This window comes from Stenotrophomonas sp., assembly GCF_032056425.1.
GTDB lineage: Bacteria > Pseudomonadota > Gammaproteobacteria > Xanthomonadales > Xanthomonadaceae > Stenotrophomonas.
Window position 1 is genome coordinate 25,677 of the sequence record NZ_DAMBCN010000033.1, and the last position, 13,488, is coordinate 39,164.

The 13,488-nt window shown below is 67.7% G+C and carries 13 protein-coding genes; 9 read left to right on the plus strand and 4 right to left on the minus strand.

The features are described 5' to 3' along the window. Positions 1-77 precede the first annotated feature (77 nt). A complete protein-coding gene (locus RTY46_RS17615) occupies positions 78-1,169 on the minus strand; it encodes an alkene reductase (protein WP_312710013.1) in 1,092 nt (363 codons plus the stop codon). A 178-nt stretch (positions 1,170-1,347) separates the two neighbouring features. Here RTY46_RS17615 and RTY46_RS17620 point away from each other — a divergent pair, with 178 nt between their 5' ends. The 6 genes from RTY46_RS17620 to dld all read left to right on the plus strand — a co-directional run bounded on the left by RTY46_RS17620 (position 1,348) and on the right by dld (position 8,287). Beyond that, positions 1,348-2,106, plus strand: coding sequence for an SDR family NAD(P)-dependent oxidoreductase (locus tag RTY46_RS17620; RefSeq protein WP_312710014.1), 759 nt, complete (start codon positions 1,348-1,350; stop codon positions 2,104-2,106). A gap of 123 nt (positions 2,107-2,229) precedes the next feature. Continuing rightward, positions 2,230-2,679, plus strand: a complete 450-nt coding sequence (locus RTY46_RS17625; protein WP_312710015.1) for an MgtC/SapB family protein — start codon at positions 2,230-2,232, stop codon at positions 2,677-2,679. A 261-nt stretch (positions 2,680-2,940) separates the two neighbouring features. Next, a complete protein-coding gene (gene lldP, locus RTY46_RS17630; protein ID WP_312710016.1) occupies positions 2,941-4,599 on the plus strand; it encodes an L-lactate permease in 1,659 nt (552 codons plus the stop codon). A 53-nt stretch (positions 4,600-4,652) separates the two neighbouring features. Further along, complete coding sequence (gene lldR, locus RTY46_RS17635) at positions 4,653-5,417, plus strand: transcriptional regulator LldR (protein ID WP_312710018.1); 765 nt, start codon at positions 4,653-4,655, stop codon at positions 5,415-5,417. Between the two features lie 18 nt (positions 5,418-5,435). Further along, complete coding sequence (lldD, locus tag RTY46_RS17640; RefSeq protein ID WP_312710019.1) at positions 5,436-6,575, plus strand: FMN-dependent L-lactate dehydrogenase LldD; 1,140 nt, start codon at positions 5,436-5,438, stop codon at positions 6,573-6,575. Next, positions 6,572-8,287, plus strand: coding sequence for a D-lactate dehydrogenase (dld, locus tag RTY46_RS17645; protein WP_312710020.1), 1,716 nt, complete (start codon positions 6,572-6,574; stop codon positions 8,285-8,287). The genes lldD and dld overlap by 4 nt, the downstream gene beginning before the upstream one ends. A 142-nt stretch (positions 8,288-8,429) precedes the next feature. Here dld and RTY46_RS17650 read toward each other — a convergent pair whose 3' ends face one another. Further along, positions 8,430-8,726, minus strand: coding sequence for an I78 family peptidase inhibitor (locus RTY46_RS17650; protein ID WP_312710021.1), 297 nt, complete (start codon positions 8,724-8,726; stop codon positions 8,430-8,432). A gap of 224 nt (positions 8,727-8,950) precedes the next feature. Between RTY46_RS17650 and RTY46_RS17655 the strand changes: the two genes are divergently transcribed. After that, positions 8,951-9,541 carry a decarboxylase gene (locus RTY46_RS17655; protein ID WP_312710027.1) on the plus strand — a complete coding sequence of 197 codons (591 nt, stop codon included), beginning with the start codon at positions 8,951-8,953 and terminating at the stop codon, positions 9,539-9,541. A 50-nt stretch (positions 9,542-9,591) separates the two neighbouring features. Further along, complete coding sequence (locus tag RTY46_RS17660) at positions 9,592-10,365, plus strand: CDP-diacylglycerol diphosphatase (protein WP_312710022.1); 774 nt, start codon at positions 9,592-9,594, stop codon at positions 10,363-10,365. On the opposite strand, the gene RTY46_RS17665 is transcribed toward RTY46_RS17660, so the two are convergent. Then, on the minus strand, positions 10,362-10,973 hold the full coding sequence (locus tag RTY46_RS17665) for a GNAT family protein (protein WP_312710024.1): 612 nt from the start codon (positions 10,971-10,973) through the stop codon (positions 10,362-10,364). The genes RTY46_RS17660 and RTY46_RS17665 overlap by 4 nt on opposite strands. Positions 10,974-11,048: 75 nt before the next feature. Next, entirely contained in the window at positions 11,049-11,690 is a 642-nt protein-coding gene (locus tag RTY46_RS17670; protein WP_312710025.1) for a hypothetical protein, read from the minus strand. 171 nt (positions 11,691-11,861) lie between these two features. Here RTY46_RS17670 and RTY46_RS17675 point away from each other — a divergent pair, with 171 nt between their 5' ends. Next, on the plus strand, positions 11,862-13,022 hold the full coding sequence (locus RTY46_RS17675; protein ID WP_312710026.1) for an amidohydrolase family protein: 1,161 nt from the start codon (positions 11,862-11,864) through the stop codon (positions 13,020-13,022). Positions 13,023-13,488: the final 466 nt, after the last annotated feature.

Here is a 13,488-nt window from a genome sequence, read left to right on the forward strand (position 1 = left end):
GGCCCGGCGCTACCCGTAGATGAGCCGGTGGTAGCGCCGGGCCATGCCCGACGGATGCGGCCCGGCGCATGCGCGGCTTATGCGCCCAACGCTGGGTAATCGGTGTAGCCGTGCGCGCCGCCGCCATACAGCGTGGCCGGGTCCAGCTCGGCCAGGGCAGCGCCGCTGCGCAGGCGTTCGACCAGATCGGGGTTGGCGATGAAGGCACGACCGAAGGCGACCATGTCGGCATAGCCGCTGCCGACGGCCTGTTCGGCACTGTCCACGTCGTAGCCGTTGTTGGCGATCCACGGGCCGCGGAAGCGCGCACGCAGTGCGGTGTAGTCGAACGCGATGTTGTCGCGGTCACCGCCGGTGGCGCCTTCGATCACGTGGATGAAGGCCAGTCCGTCAATGCCGTCCAGCCGTTCCACTGCGCGGTTGAACAGCGGCTGCGGATCGCTGTCGTGGGCATCGTTGACCGGGGTGACCGGTGAAAGGCGCACACCCGTACGGGCCGCGCCGATGGCCTCGGCCACCGCGCTCGTCACTTCGAACAGCAGGCGCGTGCGGTTTTCGATGCTGCCGCCGTAGGCATCGCTGCGCTGGTTGCTGCCATCGCGCAGGAACTGATCGATCAGGTAACCGTTGGCCGCATGCACTTCCACGCCGTCAAAACCGGCCGCAATGGCGTTGCGCGCGGCGATGCGGTAATCCTCGATCAGCGCCGGAATTTCCTCGATGGCCAGCGCACGGGGTGCGGACACATCCTCAAACCCGTTGGCGGTGAAGGTCTTGCCGTTCGCGCGCAGGGCGCTGGGCGCTACCGGCACCTCGCCTTCCGGCAGCAGGCTGGTGTGCGAGATGCGGCCCACATGCCACAACTGCAGCACGATGCGGCCGCCTTCTGCGTGCACCGCATCGGTGATGGATTTCCATGCCGCAACCTGTTCGGCGCTGTAGATGCCGGGGGTATCCAGGTAGCCCTGGCCAAGTGGGCTGATCTGGGTGGCTTCGGCAATGATCAGGCCGGCGCTGGCCCGCTGCTGGTAGTAGGTGACCGCCAGCGGCGACGGCACGCGATCGGGCAGCGCGCGGTTGCGGGTGAGCGGGGCCATGGCGATGCGGTTGGCAACGGCGATATCACCCAGGCGGGTGGGCGTGAACAACACGCGGGATTCGGCATTCATCAGGGGGTCCATGCATTGGGGGAGGTGTGGATGAGCATAGGGCCGCGCGCGTTGCAGCGATGGGAAGGATCGTTGCGTGGTACGGGTGCGCCGCGTGCCGCTTCCGTAACACGCTGCGGCGTAGATTCGAGAGCAGGCGGGCAGGCCCGCATCGATTCCCAACACGTGGAGTACACAGATGATTGACTATCAGCTGGGCGGAAAGACCGCCATTGTGACCGGCGGCGTTTCCGGCATCGGCCTGGCCGTGGCCGAACTGCTTGCTGCCTCCGGCGCGCGCATTTCGGTGTGGGACCTGAAGCAGGACACCGTGGATGCGACCGTGCAGGCCTTGAAGGCCAAGGGTGCCGAAGCCATCGGCATCGCCTTGGACGTAACCGACGAGGCAGCGGTGGACGCGGCCGTGCAGCGCACGGTGAACGAACTGGGCGGGCTGGATATCGCGGTGAACAATGCCGGTATCGGCGGCCCGGCAGCCAGCAGTGGTGATTACCCGGTTGATGGCTGGAAGCGCGTGGTGGATGTGAACCTGACCAGCGTGTTCCTGTGCCAGCGTGCGCAGATCCAGGCGATGCGCACGGCCGGCAAGGGTGGCAGCATCATCAACATGGCGTCGATCCTGGGCCAGGTGGGCTTTGCCGGTTCCACCGCCTACGTGGCGGCCAAGCACGGTGTGGTCGGGCTGACCCAGACCGCCGCGTGGGAACACGCCGCCGACGGCATCCGCATCAATGCAGTGGGTCCGGGCTTCATTGCCACGCCGCTGCTGGACAAGATGGATGCGAATGCGCGTGCCACGCTGGAAGCCAAGCATGCCCTGAAGCGGCTGGGCAAGCCGGACGAGGTGGCGGCACTGGTGGCGTGGCTGGCCAGCAGTGATGCCTCGTTCGCGACGGGTACCTACTACGCGATCGACGGGGGCTACTTGGCGCAGTGATGCGCTGAGCGAAGGTGACGCCGGGCACGGCCCGGCGCAACCCGGTGAACCGGCCGTGCGGGCGCCTTCACTGTGATGCCACGCGCCGCGCGCGACGCTCCGGGAAAATCCCGGAGCCGGCTGATGGAACTTACCCAGGACGTATCGATCCTGTTGCGCGTGGCCGCCGCCATGGTGTTTGGCGGCGTGCTGGGTGTTGAACGCGAGATGGGCAAACATGCCGCAGGCCTGCGCACACACATGCTCATTGCGGGCGCGGCGGCGTTGATCGTCGGCCTGGGCGATTCGGTGGCCGAGCATTTCCAGCAGGAGCGCTACCGCGACCTGCTGCAGGTCGATCCCGTACGCCTGATCGAGGCCGTGGTGGCCTGCGTGGGCTTCGTTGCCGCCGGCACCATCCTGCGCGGCAACCGCGAAGACCAGGTCAGTGGGCTGACGACTGCCAGTTCTCTTGTGATGGCCGCCGCCATCGGCATTGCCGTGGGCATTGGCAAGTACGTGATCGCGATGGGGGTGAGCGTGCTGTGCGTGCTGGTACTGGCGGTGATACGGCGGGTGGAGAAGAAGCTGTGAGCGGCGGGGTGGGGTCGGAGCCCCTGTCGGGGATCCGACCCCGCCGCAACAGGGTCAGATCCCCGCAGGGGCTCTGATCCTTTCTTCTAATGGTCATACCAATAAGCCAGAACTAACGCTATGGTCTAATAGGCGTCTTGCGGGAATGGCGGTTCAATCCGCCACCAGTGGTGCATTTGTTGCGGATAATGGTACGACCAATATCCACGCGCCACGGACCGCCCCACTGCGGTGGGTTCCCCGTCAACGCCGAGATTTTCCATGCAGCCCTGGCAACACCTGTACGACCCCGCCGGCAACCTGTGGTTGTCCAGCCTTATCGCGCTGCTGCCGATCGCCTTCTTCTTCGTCGCCCTGGCCGTGCTGCGCATGAAGGGCTGGCTGGCCGGCACGATCACCGTAGCCATCGCGCTCGGCGTGGCCCTGCTGTTCTACCGCATGCCGCTGGCGCAGGCGCTGGGGGCGGCCGGCTACGGCTTCGTCTACGGGCTGTGGCCGATCGCCTGGATCATCATCGGCGCGGTGTTCCTGTACAAGGTCTCGGTCAAGACGGGGCAGTTCGACATCATCCGCGCCTCGATCCTGTCGGTGACCGAAGACCAGCGCCTGCAGATGCTGATGGTGGGCTTCGCCTTCGGTGCCTTCCTGGAAGGCGCCGCCGGGTTCGGCGCGCCCGTGGCGATCACCGCCGCGCTGCTGGTCGGCCTGGGCTTCAAGCCGCTGTATGCGGCCGGCCTGTGCCTGATCGTCAACACCGCACCGGTGGCGTTCGGTGCCATGGGCATTCCGATCATCGTTGCCGGGCAGGTGACCGGCCTGGACGCGTTCGAGATCGGCCAGATGGCCGGCCGCCAGCTGCCGTTCCTGACCATCATCGTGCTGTTCTGGATCATGGCGATCATGGATGGCTGGCGCGGCATCAAGGAAACCTGGCCGGCGGTTCTGGTGGCCGGTGGCTCGTTCGCCATCGCCCAGTACCTGACCTCCAACTTTATCGGCCCGGAGCTGCCGGACATCACCGCCTCGCTGGCCTCGCTGGTGTGCCTGACCCTGTTCCTGCGCCGCTGGAAGCCGGTGCGTATCTTCCGTTTCGATACCGAAACAAGTGCGCGGGCCGCTGCACAGGCGCTGGAGGCACCGCGCCATAGCGTGGGCCAGATTGCCAAGGCGTGGTCGCCGTTCCTGATCCTGACCGCCATGGTCACGCTGTGGAGCATCAAGCCGTTCAAGGCGTTGTTCGCCGCCGGCGGTGCGCTGGAAAGCTGGGTGCTGAAGCTGCCGGTGCCCGGCCTGGACCAGATGGTGCAGAAGATGCCGCCGATCGTGCCGGCGCCGCTGAGCTACGAGGCGATCTACAAGTTCGACTGGTTCTCGGCTACCGGCACCGCGATCATCCTGGCGGCGGTGATTGCCATCATCGCCCTGCGCATGCCGGCAAAGGCCGCGCTGCAGACCTTCGGCGAGACGGTGCGCGAGCTGCGCGTGCCGATCTATTCCATCGGCATGGTGCTGGCCTTTGCCTTCATCGCCAATTACTCCGGGCTGTCGGCCACCCTGGCGCTGGCGCTTGCCCACACCGGTGATGCGTTCCCGTTCTTCTCGCCGTTCCTGGGCTGGCTGGGCGTGTTCCTGACCGGCTCGGACACCTCTTCGAACGCGCTGTTCTCGGCGCTGCAGGCGACCACCGCGCAGCAGATCGGCGTATCGGACGTGCTGCTGGTGGCGGCCAACACCACCGGCGGGGTGACCGGCAAGATGATTTCCCCGCAGTCCATCGCCATTGCCTGTGCGGCGGTGGGCCTGGCCGGCAAGGAATCGGACCTGTTCCGCTTTACCGTCAAGCACAGCCTGATCTTCACCACGATGGTCGGACTGATCACGCTGGCCCAGGCCTACTGGCTGACCTGGATGATTCCCTGAGCCATGGCCAGCGCGTTCCTCCAGCGTTGCGCGGTTCGGGTCACAATGGCGCCATGAGCATGCAACGGGTTTCGGACAAGGTGGCCGCGCAGCTGCGCGCGCTGGTGCAGGAACAGCAGCTGCAGCCGGGCGACCGGCTGCCAGCCGAACGCGCCCTGGCGGTGCGGCTGGGGGTATCGCGCACGGCGCTGCGCGAGGCCATCGCGCAGCTGTCCAGCCAGGGCCTGCTGACGGCCCGGGTGGGCGGTGGTACCTACGTGGCTGCACCGGCTGCGCGCGCCCGGCAGACGCTGGACGAGCCACTGGCACCGTACCTGCCGCTGTTCCAGGGCGACCCGGAATACCGCTTCGACGTGCTGGAAATCCGCCACGCACTGGAAGGCGCCACGGCCTGGCATGCCGCGCTGCGCGCGACCGATGAGGACCGCACGCGCATCGCCGCCGCGTTCCAGACCATGATGGAGGCGCACGGCAAGGATGACCCTGCTGGCGAAGCGCAGGCCGATGCCGCGTTCCATCTGTCCATTGCCGAGGCGTCGCACAACCTGGTGCTGCTGCAGGTGATGCGCGGCCTGTTCGAACTGCTGCAGACCAACATCTCGCAAAGCCGCGAGAAGCTGTACACCTCGGCCCGGACCTTCTCGCCGTTGTCCGACCAGCATCGGGAAATGATGGATGCGGTGCTGGCCGGCGACCCCGAGCGCGCGCGCGCCGCCGCGCATGCCCACCTTGAATTCGTGCACACCACACTGCGCACGCTCGATGACAACGAAGCCCGGCGTGCACGGGCCTCGCGCCTGCCGTCCCCGCACGGCTGACTACTTCCGGTTGAATCCATGATCATTTCCGCCTCCACCGATTACCGTGCCGCAGCGCAACGCCGGCTGCCGCCGTTCCTGTTCCATTACATCGATGGCGGCGCGTATGCCGAGCACACGCTGAAGCGCAACGTTTCCGATCTGTCCGACATCGCGCTGCGCCAGCGCATCCTGCGCAACATGGCCGACCTGAGCCTGGAAACCGAGCTGTTCGGCGAGAAACTGGCGATGCCGGTGGCGCTGGCGCCGGTGGGCCTGACCGGCATGTACGCGCGGCGGGGCGAAGTGCAGGCGGCGCGGGCGGCGGACAGTCGCGGCATTCCGTTCACCCTGTCCACGGTGTCGGTGTGCCCGATCGAGGAAGTGGCTCCGGCCATCCAGCGCCCGATGTGGTTCCAGCTGTACGTGCTGCGCGACCGCGGCTTCATGCGCAACGCGCTGCAGCGGGCGCAGGCCGCCGGCGTGACCACCCTGGTGTTCACCGTGGACATGCCGGTGCCCGGCGCGCGCTATCGTGACGCGCACTCGGGCATGAGCGGCCCCAATGCGCCGCTGCGTCGCATCGGCCAGGCCATCACCCATCCGCACTGGGCGTGGGATGTCGGTCTGTTCGGCCGCCCGCACGACCTGGGCAATATTTCCGCCTACCGCGGCCATCCGACCGGGTTGGCGGACTACATCGGTTGGCTCGGCAGCAACTTCGATCCGTCCATTTCCTGGAAGGACCTGGAATGGATCCGCGAGTTCTGGAAGGGGCCGATGGTGATCAAGGGCATCCTCGACCCGGACGATGCACGTGATGCGGTGAAGTTCGGTGCTGATGGCATCGTGGTGTCCAATCATGGCGGTCGCCAGCTCGATGGCGTGCTGTCCACCGCGCGGGCGCTGCCGGCCATTGCCGATGCGGTGCAGGGCGATATGAAGATCCTGGCCGACTCGGGCATCCGCAACGGCCTGGACGTGGTGCGCATGCTGGCGCTGGGCGCCGACACGGTGTTGCTGGGGCGCGCCTTCGTCTACGCACTGGCGGCCCAGGGCGAGGCCGGGGTCGCCAATCTGCTGGACCTGATCGCCAAGGAGATGCGGGTGGCGATGACCCTCACCGGCGCGCGCCGCATTGCCGATATCGGCCGCGACTCGCTGGTGCGCCTGCCATGAGCGATACCGATGCCGTGTTGGCGCAGTTGCGCAACGCCGTGGGCCATCGCCACGTGCTGACCGGCGACCGCGCCACGCGCCGCTTCCGCCGCGGCTATCGCTTCGGTGAAGGCCCGGTGCTGGCGGTGGTGCGCCCCGGCACGCTGCTGGAACTGTGGCACGTGCTGCAGGCGGCCGTGCAGGGCGGCGCGGCGATCATCCTGCAGGCGGCCAACACCGGCCTGACCGGTGGCTCGACCCCGGATGGCAACGACTATGGGCGCCCGATCGTGCTGGTCAGCACGCTGCGGCTGACCGGCATCCAGCTGTTGAACGAAGGCCGCCAGGTACTGTGCCTGCCCGGTGCCACCCTGGACCGCCTTGAGCAGACGCTGGCGCCGCTGGGGCGCGAACCGCATTCGGTGATCGGTTCGTCGTGCATTGGTGCCTCGGTGCTGGGCGGGGTCTGCAACAACTCCGGCGGCGCCCTGGTGCGCCGTGGTCCGGCCTACACCGAGCTGGCGCTGTATGCACAGGTCGATGCGCAGGGCCGGCTGCAACTGGTCAACCACCTGGGCATCGCCCTGGGCGATACCCCCGAGCAGATCCTGCAGCGCCTGCAGGACGGGCAGTACAGTGCGGCCGACGTGGGCGATGGCGATGGGCGCGCCGCGTCCGACCAGCGTTACAGCGACGACGTGCGCAAGGTCGATGCCGATACGCCGGCACGCTTCAATGCCGACCCCGGCCGCCATTTCGAAGCGGCCGGTTCTGCCGGCAAGCTGGCGGTGTTCGCCGTGCGCCTGGATACGTTCGAGAAGGAAGCGGCCGAGGTGTTCTACATCGGCAGCAACCGCACCGCCACGCTCACCGCCATCCGCCGCCAGCTGCTGACCGGATTCGAACGTCTGCCGATCGCGGGGGAATACATCCACCGTGATGCCTATGACATCGGCGAGCGCTACGGCAAGGACACCTTCCTGCTGATCGACCAGCTGGGCACCGCGCGCGTGCCAGCAGCCTTCGCCTTGAAAAGCCGGGTGGATGGCTGGTTCGAGCGGATCGGGCTGCGCGGCGTCACCGACCGGGCGATGCAGGCGCTGACCGCACTGCTGCCTTCGCACCTGCCGACGCGCATGGGCGAGTTCCGCCAGCGCTACGAGCATCACCTGCTGTTGAAGGTATCGGCGCAGGACGCTGCAGAGACCGAGCGCTGGTTGCGGGAGTGTTTCGCCAACCACGAGGGCAGCTTCTTCCGCTGCACAGCAGACGAAGGGCGCAAGGCCTTCCTGCACCGGTTCGCCGTGGCCGGGGCGGCCGTGCGTTACCGCGAAGTGCATCGCGCCCAGGTGCAGGACATCGTGGCGCTGGATATCGCACTGCGCCGCGACGACGCCGACTGGTTCGAGACGCTGCCGGCGGATATCGACGGGCGCCTGCTGCACAAGCTTTATTACGGGCATTTCCTCTGCCACGTGTTCCACCAGGACTACATCGCACGCAAGGGCGAAGACCCGATGGCGATCGAACATGCGATGTGGGCCCTGCTGGACCAGCGTGGGGCGGAGTATCCGGCAGAGCACAACGTGGGCCACCTGTATCCGGCCAAGCCGGCGTTGGCAGCGTTCTACCAGCAGCTGGACCCGAGCAATACGTTCAACCCCGGCATCGGCCATACCTCCAAGGCGAAAGGATGGGGCGGGTGTGATTGCAGTGCCTCGGATGGGGTGTGATTGCACCGCTTTGGTGGGGTGGGGGTGCACCGCTTTGGTAGAGTCGAGCAAGCTCGACGCTACGAAATGCCGGATCCGGAGCAGTCGAGCAAGCTCGACTCTACCAATAGCCGGGGCGCGGGCCGTTGGGCACGCCCCGGGGTCATTCGCAGCGGGCGGCGGTGATGATGTTGTCCTTGTCCACGAACACGCGCAGGCGGTCGGGGCGGATGTCGCGGGTGGTGATGGTATTCGGTCCGATCGGGTTGACCAGGCCGGCGCCGCTTTCGCGGGACAGGCGCCGCATGTTCGCTTCGTCTGCGGGCTGGCCGACGGCCCACCCCAGCGTGCTGGCGTTGCACTGGCCGCTGCCGCTCACCTGCGGGCCGGGCGTGCTGACACAGGCCGACAACAGCAGGGCCGAGGCGGGCAGCAGCAGGGACAGGCGGATGGCGGTCATGCGGGCGCTCCTGCGCAGGGGAATGGCTGCACGATAGCACCGCCACAGTGCAGCTGGCAGCGACGGGATCATTGCCGGTGCCGGCGCCACGCTGCATAGTGCGCGGTGTGTCGACGCAGCGTCGATGGGCGGAGCCGGGCCTTGCCGGCGCAGGCGTGTGATCGCAGATGAAGGCAGTCCGAGTCCACTCCGTGCGGATCCTTGCAGGCGTGCTGAGCCTGGGCATGGCCGCGTTCGCGCAGGCCCAGACCGAGCCGACGGCGGTGGCGGACGGCGCGCTGTTCGGTGCCTGGCGCAATCTGCAGACCGAAACCGGCCATGTCCCGGCGCAGCGCAATCTGGCCTTCGCCATGCTGCCGCAGGCGGCGACCCGTGGCGACCGTTTCGCGGTCCTGGACCGCGAGGGCCGGCGCACGGTGTGCTGCCTGCAGGTCGCCAGCCCCTCGTTGGGGGTGAACGTACTGCGCGAGCAGTATCACCTGCCCGCGGTATGGGTGGCCGACCTGGGCAATGTGCACAGTGCCGCGCGCCCCTATCTGCCGCACGTGTATGCCATGCAGCGGGTCGATGAGCTGGTGGATTACACCTTTGCCGATGTGCCCGGCGCCTACAGCGACCTGGGCGGCCTGCTGCTGCCCGAGGGGGCCGCGGTGGACAGCACGGGCACCCGCGTGCGCTGGGGCGAGGCACAGTACCTGCTGACCTTCCAGCGGTTGCCGCAGTCCGATGAAGAGGGCGCGCTGGACCGCTACACCCTGCAGCCGGTGCCGGCGGGACCACCGCTGCGTGTCGAGGTGCCGTTCGGCACCTACTGAAGCTGTGCCGGGAGCCGGTAGAATGGCCCGCCGCCTGTCCGGATCCCGCCGTGTTCCCGCGTTCGTTGCTGCTGTTGTCCCTCGCCGGTCTGGCTGGTTGTGCCAGTACGCCGCCGCCGGCCCACTCCGATGCGCTGTGGCGGGTCATCCAGCGCGACTGCCGCAACCCGCAGGGGCCGCAGGGCAGCTGTCTGCAGGTCAATGAAGCGGCCGACCGGCGCGATGTGCTGGTCAAGGATACGCACGGCGACTACCAGTTCCTGCTGATGCCGCTGGACAAGGTGAGCGGCATTGAAAGCCCGGCGCTGTACCAGCGCGGCGTCCCCAACTATTTCGCTGCGGCGTGGCAGGCCCGCGTGCACAGCGAACGAGCACTGGGCCAGACGCTGCCGCGCGAGGTGGCCAGCCTGGCGCTGAATTCGCCGCACGGGCGTTCGCAGCATCAGCTGCACATCCACGTGGACTGCCTGCGCGCCGATGTGCTGCAGGCGCTGGACGCACAGGCAGGCGCGCTTGGGCCGGAGTGGGCACCGCTGCCGGCTCCGCTGCGCGGCCACGTCTATCAGGCGCGGGTGCTGCCCGGTCCGGAACTGACTGCCAATCCACTGAACCTGCTGGCCTACGGCTTGAGCGGCGTGGCGGAGGCGGGCCAGTGGAGCCTTCTGGTGGCGGGGCGCCAGGACGTGCAGGGCACGCCTGGCTTCGTGCTGCTGGCGACGCGGGTCGATGCCGCGACCCGCAACGAGGCCAGCGCCGAGGAGCTGCAGGATCATGCGTGCTCGGTGCTGACCGGTGCCGACCAGGTGTTGGAACGCGTGCGCTAGCCGGTTTCATCCTGGCGACGGCGCCACTCCGGCGCGGTCAACGCGTGCAGATGGCGGTCCTGCCATTGCGCGCCATCGAAGTGCTGGCCGCGCAGCACGCCCTCCTTTTCAAAGCCGGCATCCTTCCAGACCGAGGCGACGGTCTTCGGGGTCTGTGCTGGCAGCAGCACATACAGGCGATGCAGGCCCACCTGTTCAAACAGGAAAGGGCAGAGCGCGTGCAGCGTATCGCGCAGGGACTGGGTGCCCTTCCAGAGGCCCTGGCAGAACGGGTGCAGTTCGGCGCTGCGAGCCTGTGTCGATTGCAGGCGGACGCCCAACTGGTCCAGCAGGCGGCCGTTGCTGGCGTCGAACACGCCCAGCAGCAACTGGTCATTGTCGAACTGCAGGCGTGAGCGCTGTACCCCGATCAGCAGCTGCACGTCGGCGTCCGGCCGGCAGCCGAAGCCATGCTGTGCGCGGCGCTGCACGCACAGGCCCAACCAGTCGTTGAGGTCGTTGCGCTGCAACGCACGCACGGTCACGCTGCCATGGGTCAGATGCAGCAGATGCCGACGCAGCACCGGGTGCAGCGCGGGAACGGGCGAGGGAACGGGTTCGGTACACATGCATCCGACCTTGCCGCGACGCCGGGCCGAATGCTATCCAATTTGTTGCAGATTGCGTGAACGGCGCGCGCGCTGCTACGGCAGTGCATGCGCGCTGTAAGACTCGATGACGTAGCTGAACGGCTGTTGCTGGCGGTCACGCAGCAGGGCGCGCACTTCCAGGATCACGCCGTGACTGCCATCGCTGCGGGCCGGCCAGAATGTCTGGTCGGCCAGGGTCTGGCGCTCGAACCCCAGGGGCCCGACCACGCGACCGAAGGGTTCGTCAGTGCTGTCCAGTACCTGGTTCATGGCCGGGCTGAGGCGGGTGGGCAGGTACCAGTTGTCGGCCTCGGACAGGACCCGGCTGCCGCACACCAGCTGCACGCGCCGATAGCGTACGGCCGTGCCTTCACTGGCACCCAGCGCGCGCAGTACCTCCATCGGGGCAACCTTGTCCTGCCCGTGCACGCGAACCGCACGTACGCGTGCCTGCTCGGCCAGGCCGTGCTCGGCACACCAGCTTTCCAGGGTGGCGGTGGCGCTCTGCCCAGACAGCACCCGCTGGTGCAGGCGTTCCACAAGTACCGCCGCCGCAACGCGCTGCTGCCCGGGCGGGGAGGGCGGCGGGGCGGTGGCCGGGGCGTCACTGGCGGCCAGGCTGGCCATCGGCGCGGCGGCCAACAGGGACGCGGCCTGCCAGCGGCGGAGACGATCGTGGCGGTCGGACGGGCCCATATGGCATCTACAGCGGGAACAGAGCGCTATGGTACCTGTTCAGGCGTGCCCGCAGCGTGTGGCTGTCGGGCCGCCATCGCCGCATCGAATGGCTGGCATCACCATATTTCGTTGGCCGATGGCAGCGGGCAGGCGCACGATGGCCGCCTGTTCTGACCTGTGGAGAGACTGATGGCCCTTCAATTCGTTCATGGTGGGGTGGATCGCCACGGCGCGCCGCTGCAGTTCCATATCCGTGACGGCTGCTATCAGGGGCTCAACGACATGGTTGGCGCGGCCGAAGGTGCCGAAAGCGTCAACCTTTCCGGTTTCACCGTGCTGCCGGGGCTGGTCGACGGCCATATCCACCTGGACAAGAGCTTCGTGGGCGACCGCTGGCACCCGCACCAGCCGGTGGCCAGCCTGCGTGAGCGCCTGGCCGTGGAAAAGAAGGCCGTTGCCGCCGCCGCACCCATGGTCGATCGGGCCGAGGCGCTGATCCGCCAGTGCAGTGCGTTTGGCACGGTGGCCATGCGCTGCCATGTCGACATTGATGGCAGTACGGGCCTTCAGCACCTGCAGGGGGTACGCGAAGCGGCCGAGCGCTGCGCGGACCTGATGCAGATCCAGCTGGTGGCGTTCCCGCAGGCGGGGGTGATGTCCTGCCCGGGCACCGCCACGGTGCTGCAGCAGGCCCTGGATGCTGGCGTGCAGGTGCTGGGCGGCATCGATCCCAGCACCCTGGACGGTGATGCCGACGGGCAGCTTGCGCTGCTGTTCGGTCTGGCCGAGCGCCACGCGGTGCGTCTGGACATCCACCTGCACGAACCGGGTGAGATCGGGCTGGCGCAGTTGCTGCGCATTGCCGCGCGCACCGAAGCGGCGGGCCTGCAGGGACGGGTGGCGGTCAGCCATGCGTACGCGCTGGGCGAGGTGCCGCTGGCGCGCGCGCTGCAGGTGGGCGAGGCACTGGCCAGCGCGGGTGTGGCGATCATGAGCAACGCGCCCGGTGATCATCCGTTCCCGCCGCTGCGTGCACTGCACGATGCCGGGGTGCGGGTGTTCGCCGGCAACGACAACATCCGCGATTGCTGGTGGCCCTACGGCAATGGTGATCTGCTGCAGCGGGCGATGCTGCTGGGTTACCGCTCGGGCTTCTACACCGATGCCGATCTTGATCTGGCGCTGGACATGGTGACCACGCATGCCGCGCAGGTGATCGGGCTGCCGCAGTACGGCATTGGCGAAGGCCTGCCGGCCACGTTCGTGGCGGTGCGCGCCGATCACGGCCCGGCGGCGGTGGCAGGCGTTCCGGTCGAACGGCGCGTGGTGGTGCAGGGGCGGTGGTTGTAGTTTGCAGGGCGGCGCCCTGCACCTGCTCGATGCAACGGCAACGGCAACGTCCAAAGCAAGAGCGGGCATTCTGTGGGATGGCGGGGCGGTGTCGGAATGCGGGGACGCCGCAAGTCCCCCTCCGGGGCCCGGCCCAGCCGCTGGCGGCTGTGCGTTCGGGCGCTTGCGAAGCAGTGCTTCGCAAGCAAAGCGCCCTCACCCGTGTAGGCTTGGCAGCCGCATCCATGCGGCTGACACCCCGCACTCCGACACCGCCCCACCTCTGACAGTTCCCCTCTGCTGTTGGTAGGTGTCGACCTTGGTCGACACATCTGTCAGATATCCAAAACTATCTGGGGTCAGAAACTATCTGGGGTCAGAGCCCGTTGCGCAGCAACGGGATCCGACCCCGTGCCTTCCCGACAGATCACTGGAAACTGTCGAAGGCGGGGTGGGTCCGGTTGCGGGGGCGTGAGCCGCATGGATG

Excerpts from the sequence above, each read along its gene's own strand:
- RTY46_RS17615 (WP_312710013.1), bottom strand. The coding sequence starts at position 1,169 with ATGAATGCCGAATCCCGCGTGTTGTTCACGCCCACCCGCCTGGGTGAT.
- RTY46_RS17620 (WP_312710014.1), top strand. The coding sequence starts at position 1,348 with ATGATTGACTATCAGCTGGGCGGAAAGACCGCCATTGTGACCGGCGGC.
- RTY46_RS17625 (WP_312710015.1), top strand. The coding sequence starts at position 2,230 with ATGGAACTTACCCAGGACGTATCGATCCTGTTGCGCGTGGCCGCCGCC.
- lldP (WP_312710016.1), top strand. The coding sequence starts at position 2,941 with ATGCAGCCCTGGCAACACCTGTACGACCCCGCCGGCAACCTGTGGTTG.
- lldR (WP_312710018.1), top strand. The coding sequence starts at position 4,653 with ATGAGCATGCAACGGGTTTCGGACAAGGTGGCCGCGCAGCTGCGCGCG.
- lldD (WP_312710019.1), top strand. The coding sequence starts at position 5,436 with ATGATCATTTCCGCCTCCACCGATTACCGTGCCGCAGCGCAACGCCGG.
- dld (WP_312710020.1), top strand. The coding sequence starts at position 6,572 with ATGAGCGATACCGATGCCGTGTTGGCGCAGTTGCGCAACGCCGTGGGC.
- RTY46_RS17650 (WP_312710021.1), bottom strand. The coding sequence starts at position 8,726 with ATGACCGCCATCCGCCTGTCCCTGCTGCTGCCCGCCTCGGCCCTGCTG.
- RTY46_RS17655 (WP_312710027.1), top strand. The coding sequence starts at position 8,951 with ATGGCCGCGTTCGCGCAGGCCCAGACCGAGCCGACGGCGGTGGCGGAC.
- RTY46_RS17665 (WP_312710024.1), bottom strand. The coding sequence starts at position 10,973 with ATGTGTACCGAACCCGTTCCCTCGCCCGTTCCCGCGCTGCACCCGGTG.
- RTY46_RS17670 (WP_312710025.1), bottom strand. The coding sequence starts at position 11,690 with ATGGGCCCGTCCGACCGCCACGATCGTCTCCGCCGCTGGCAGGCCGCG.
- RTY46_RS17675 (WP_312710026.1), top strand. The coding sequence starts at position 11,862 with ATGGCCCTTCAATTCGTTCATGGTGGGGTGGATCGCCACGGCGCGCCG.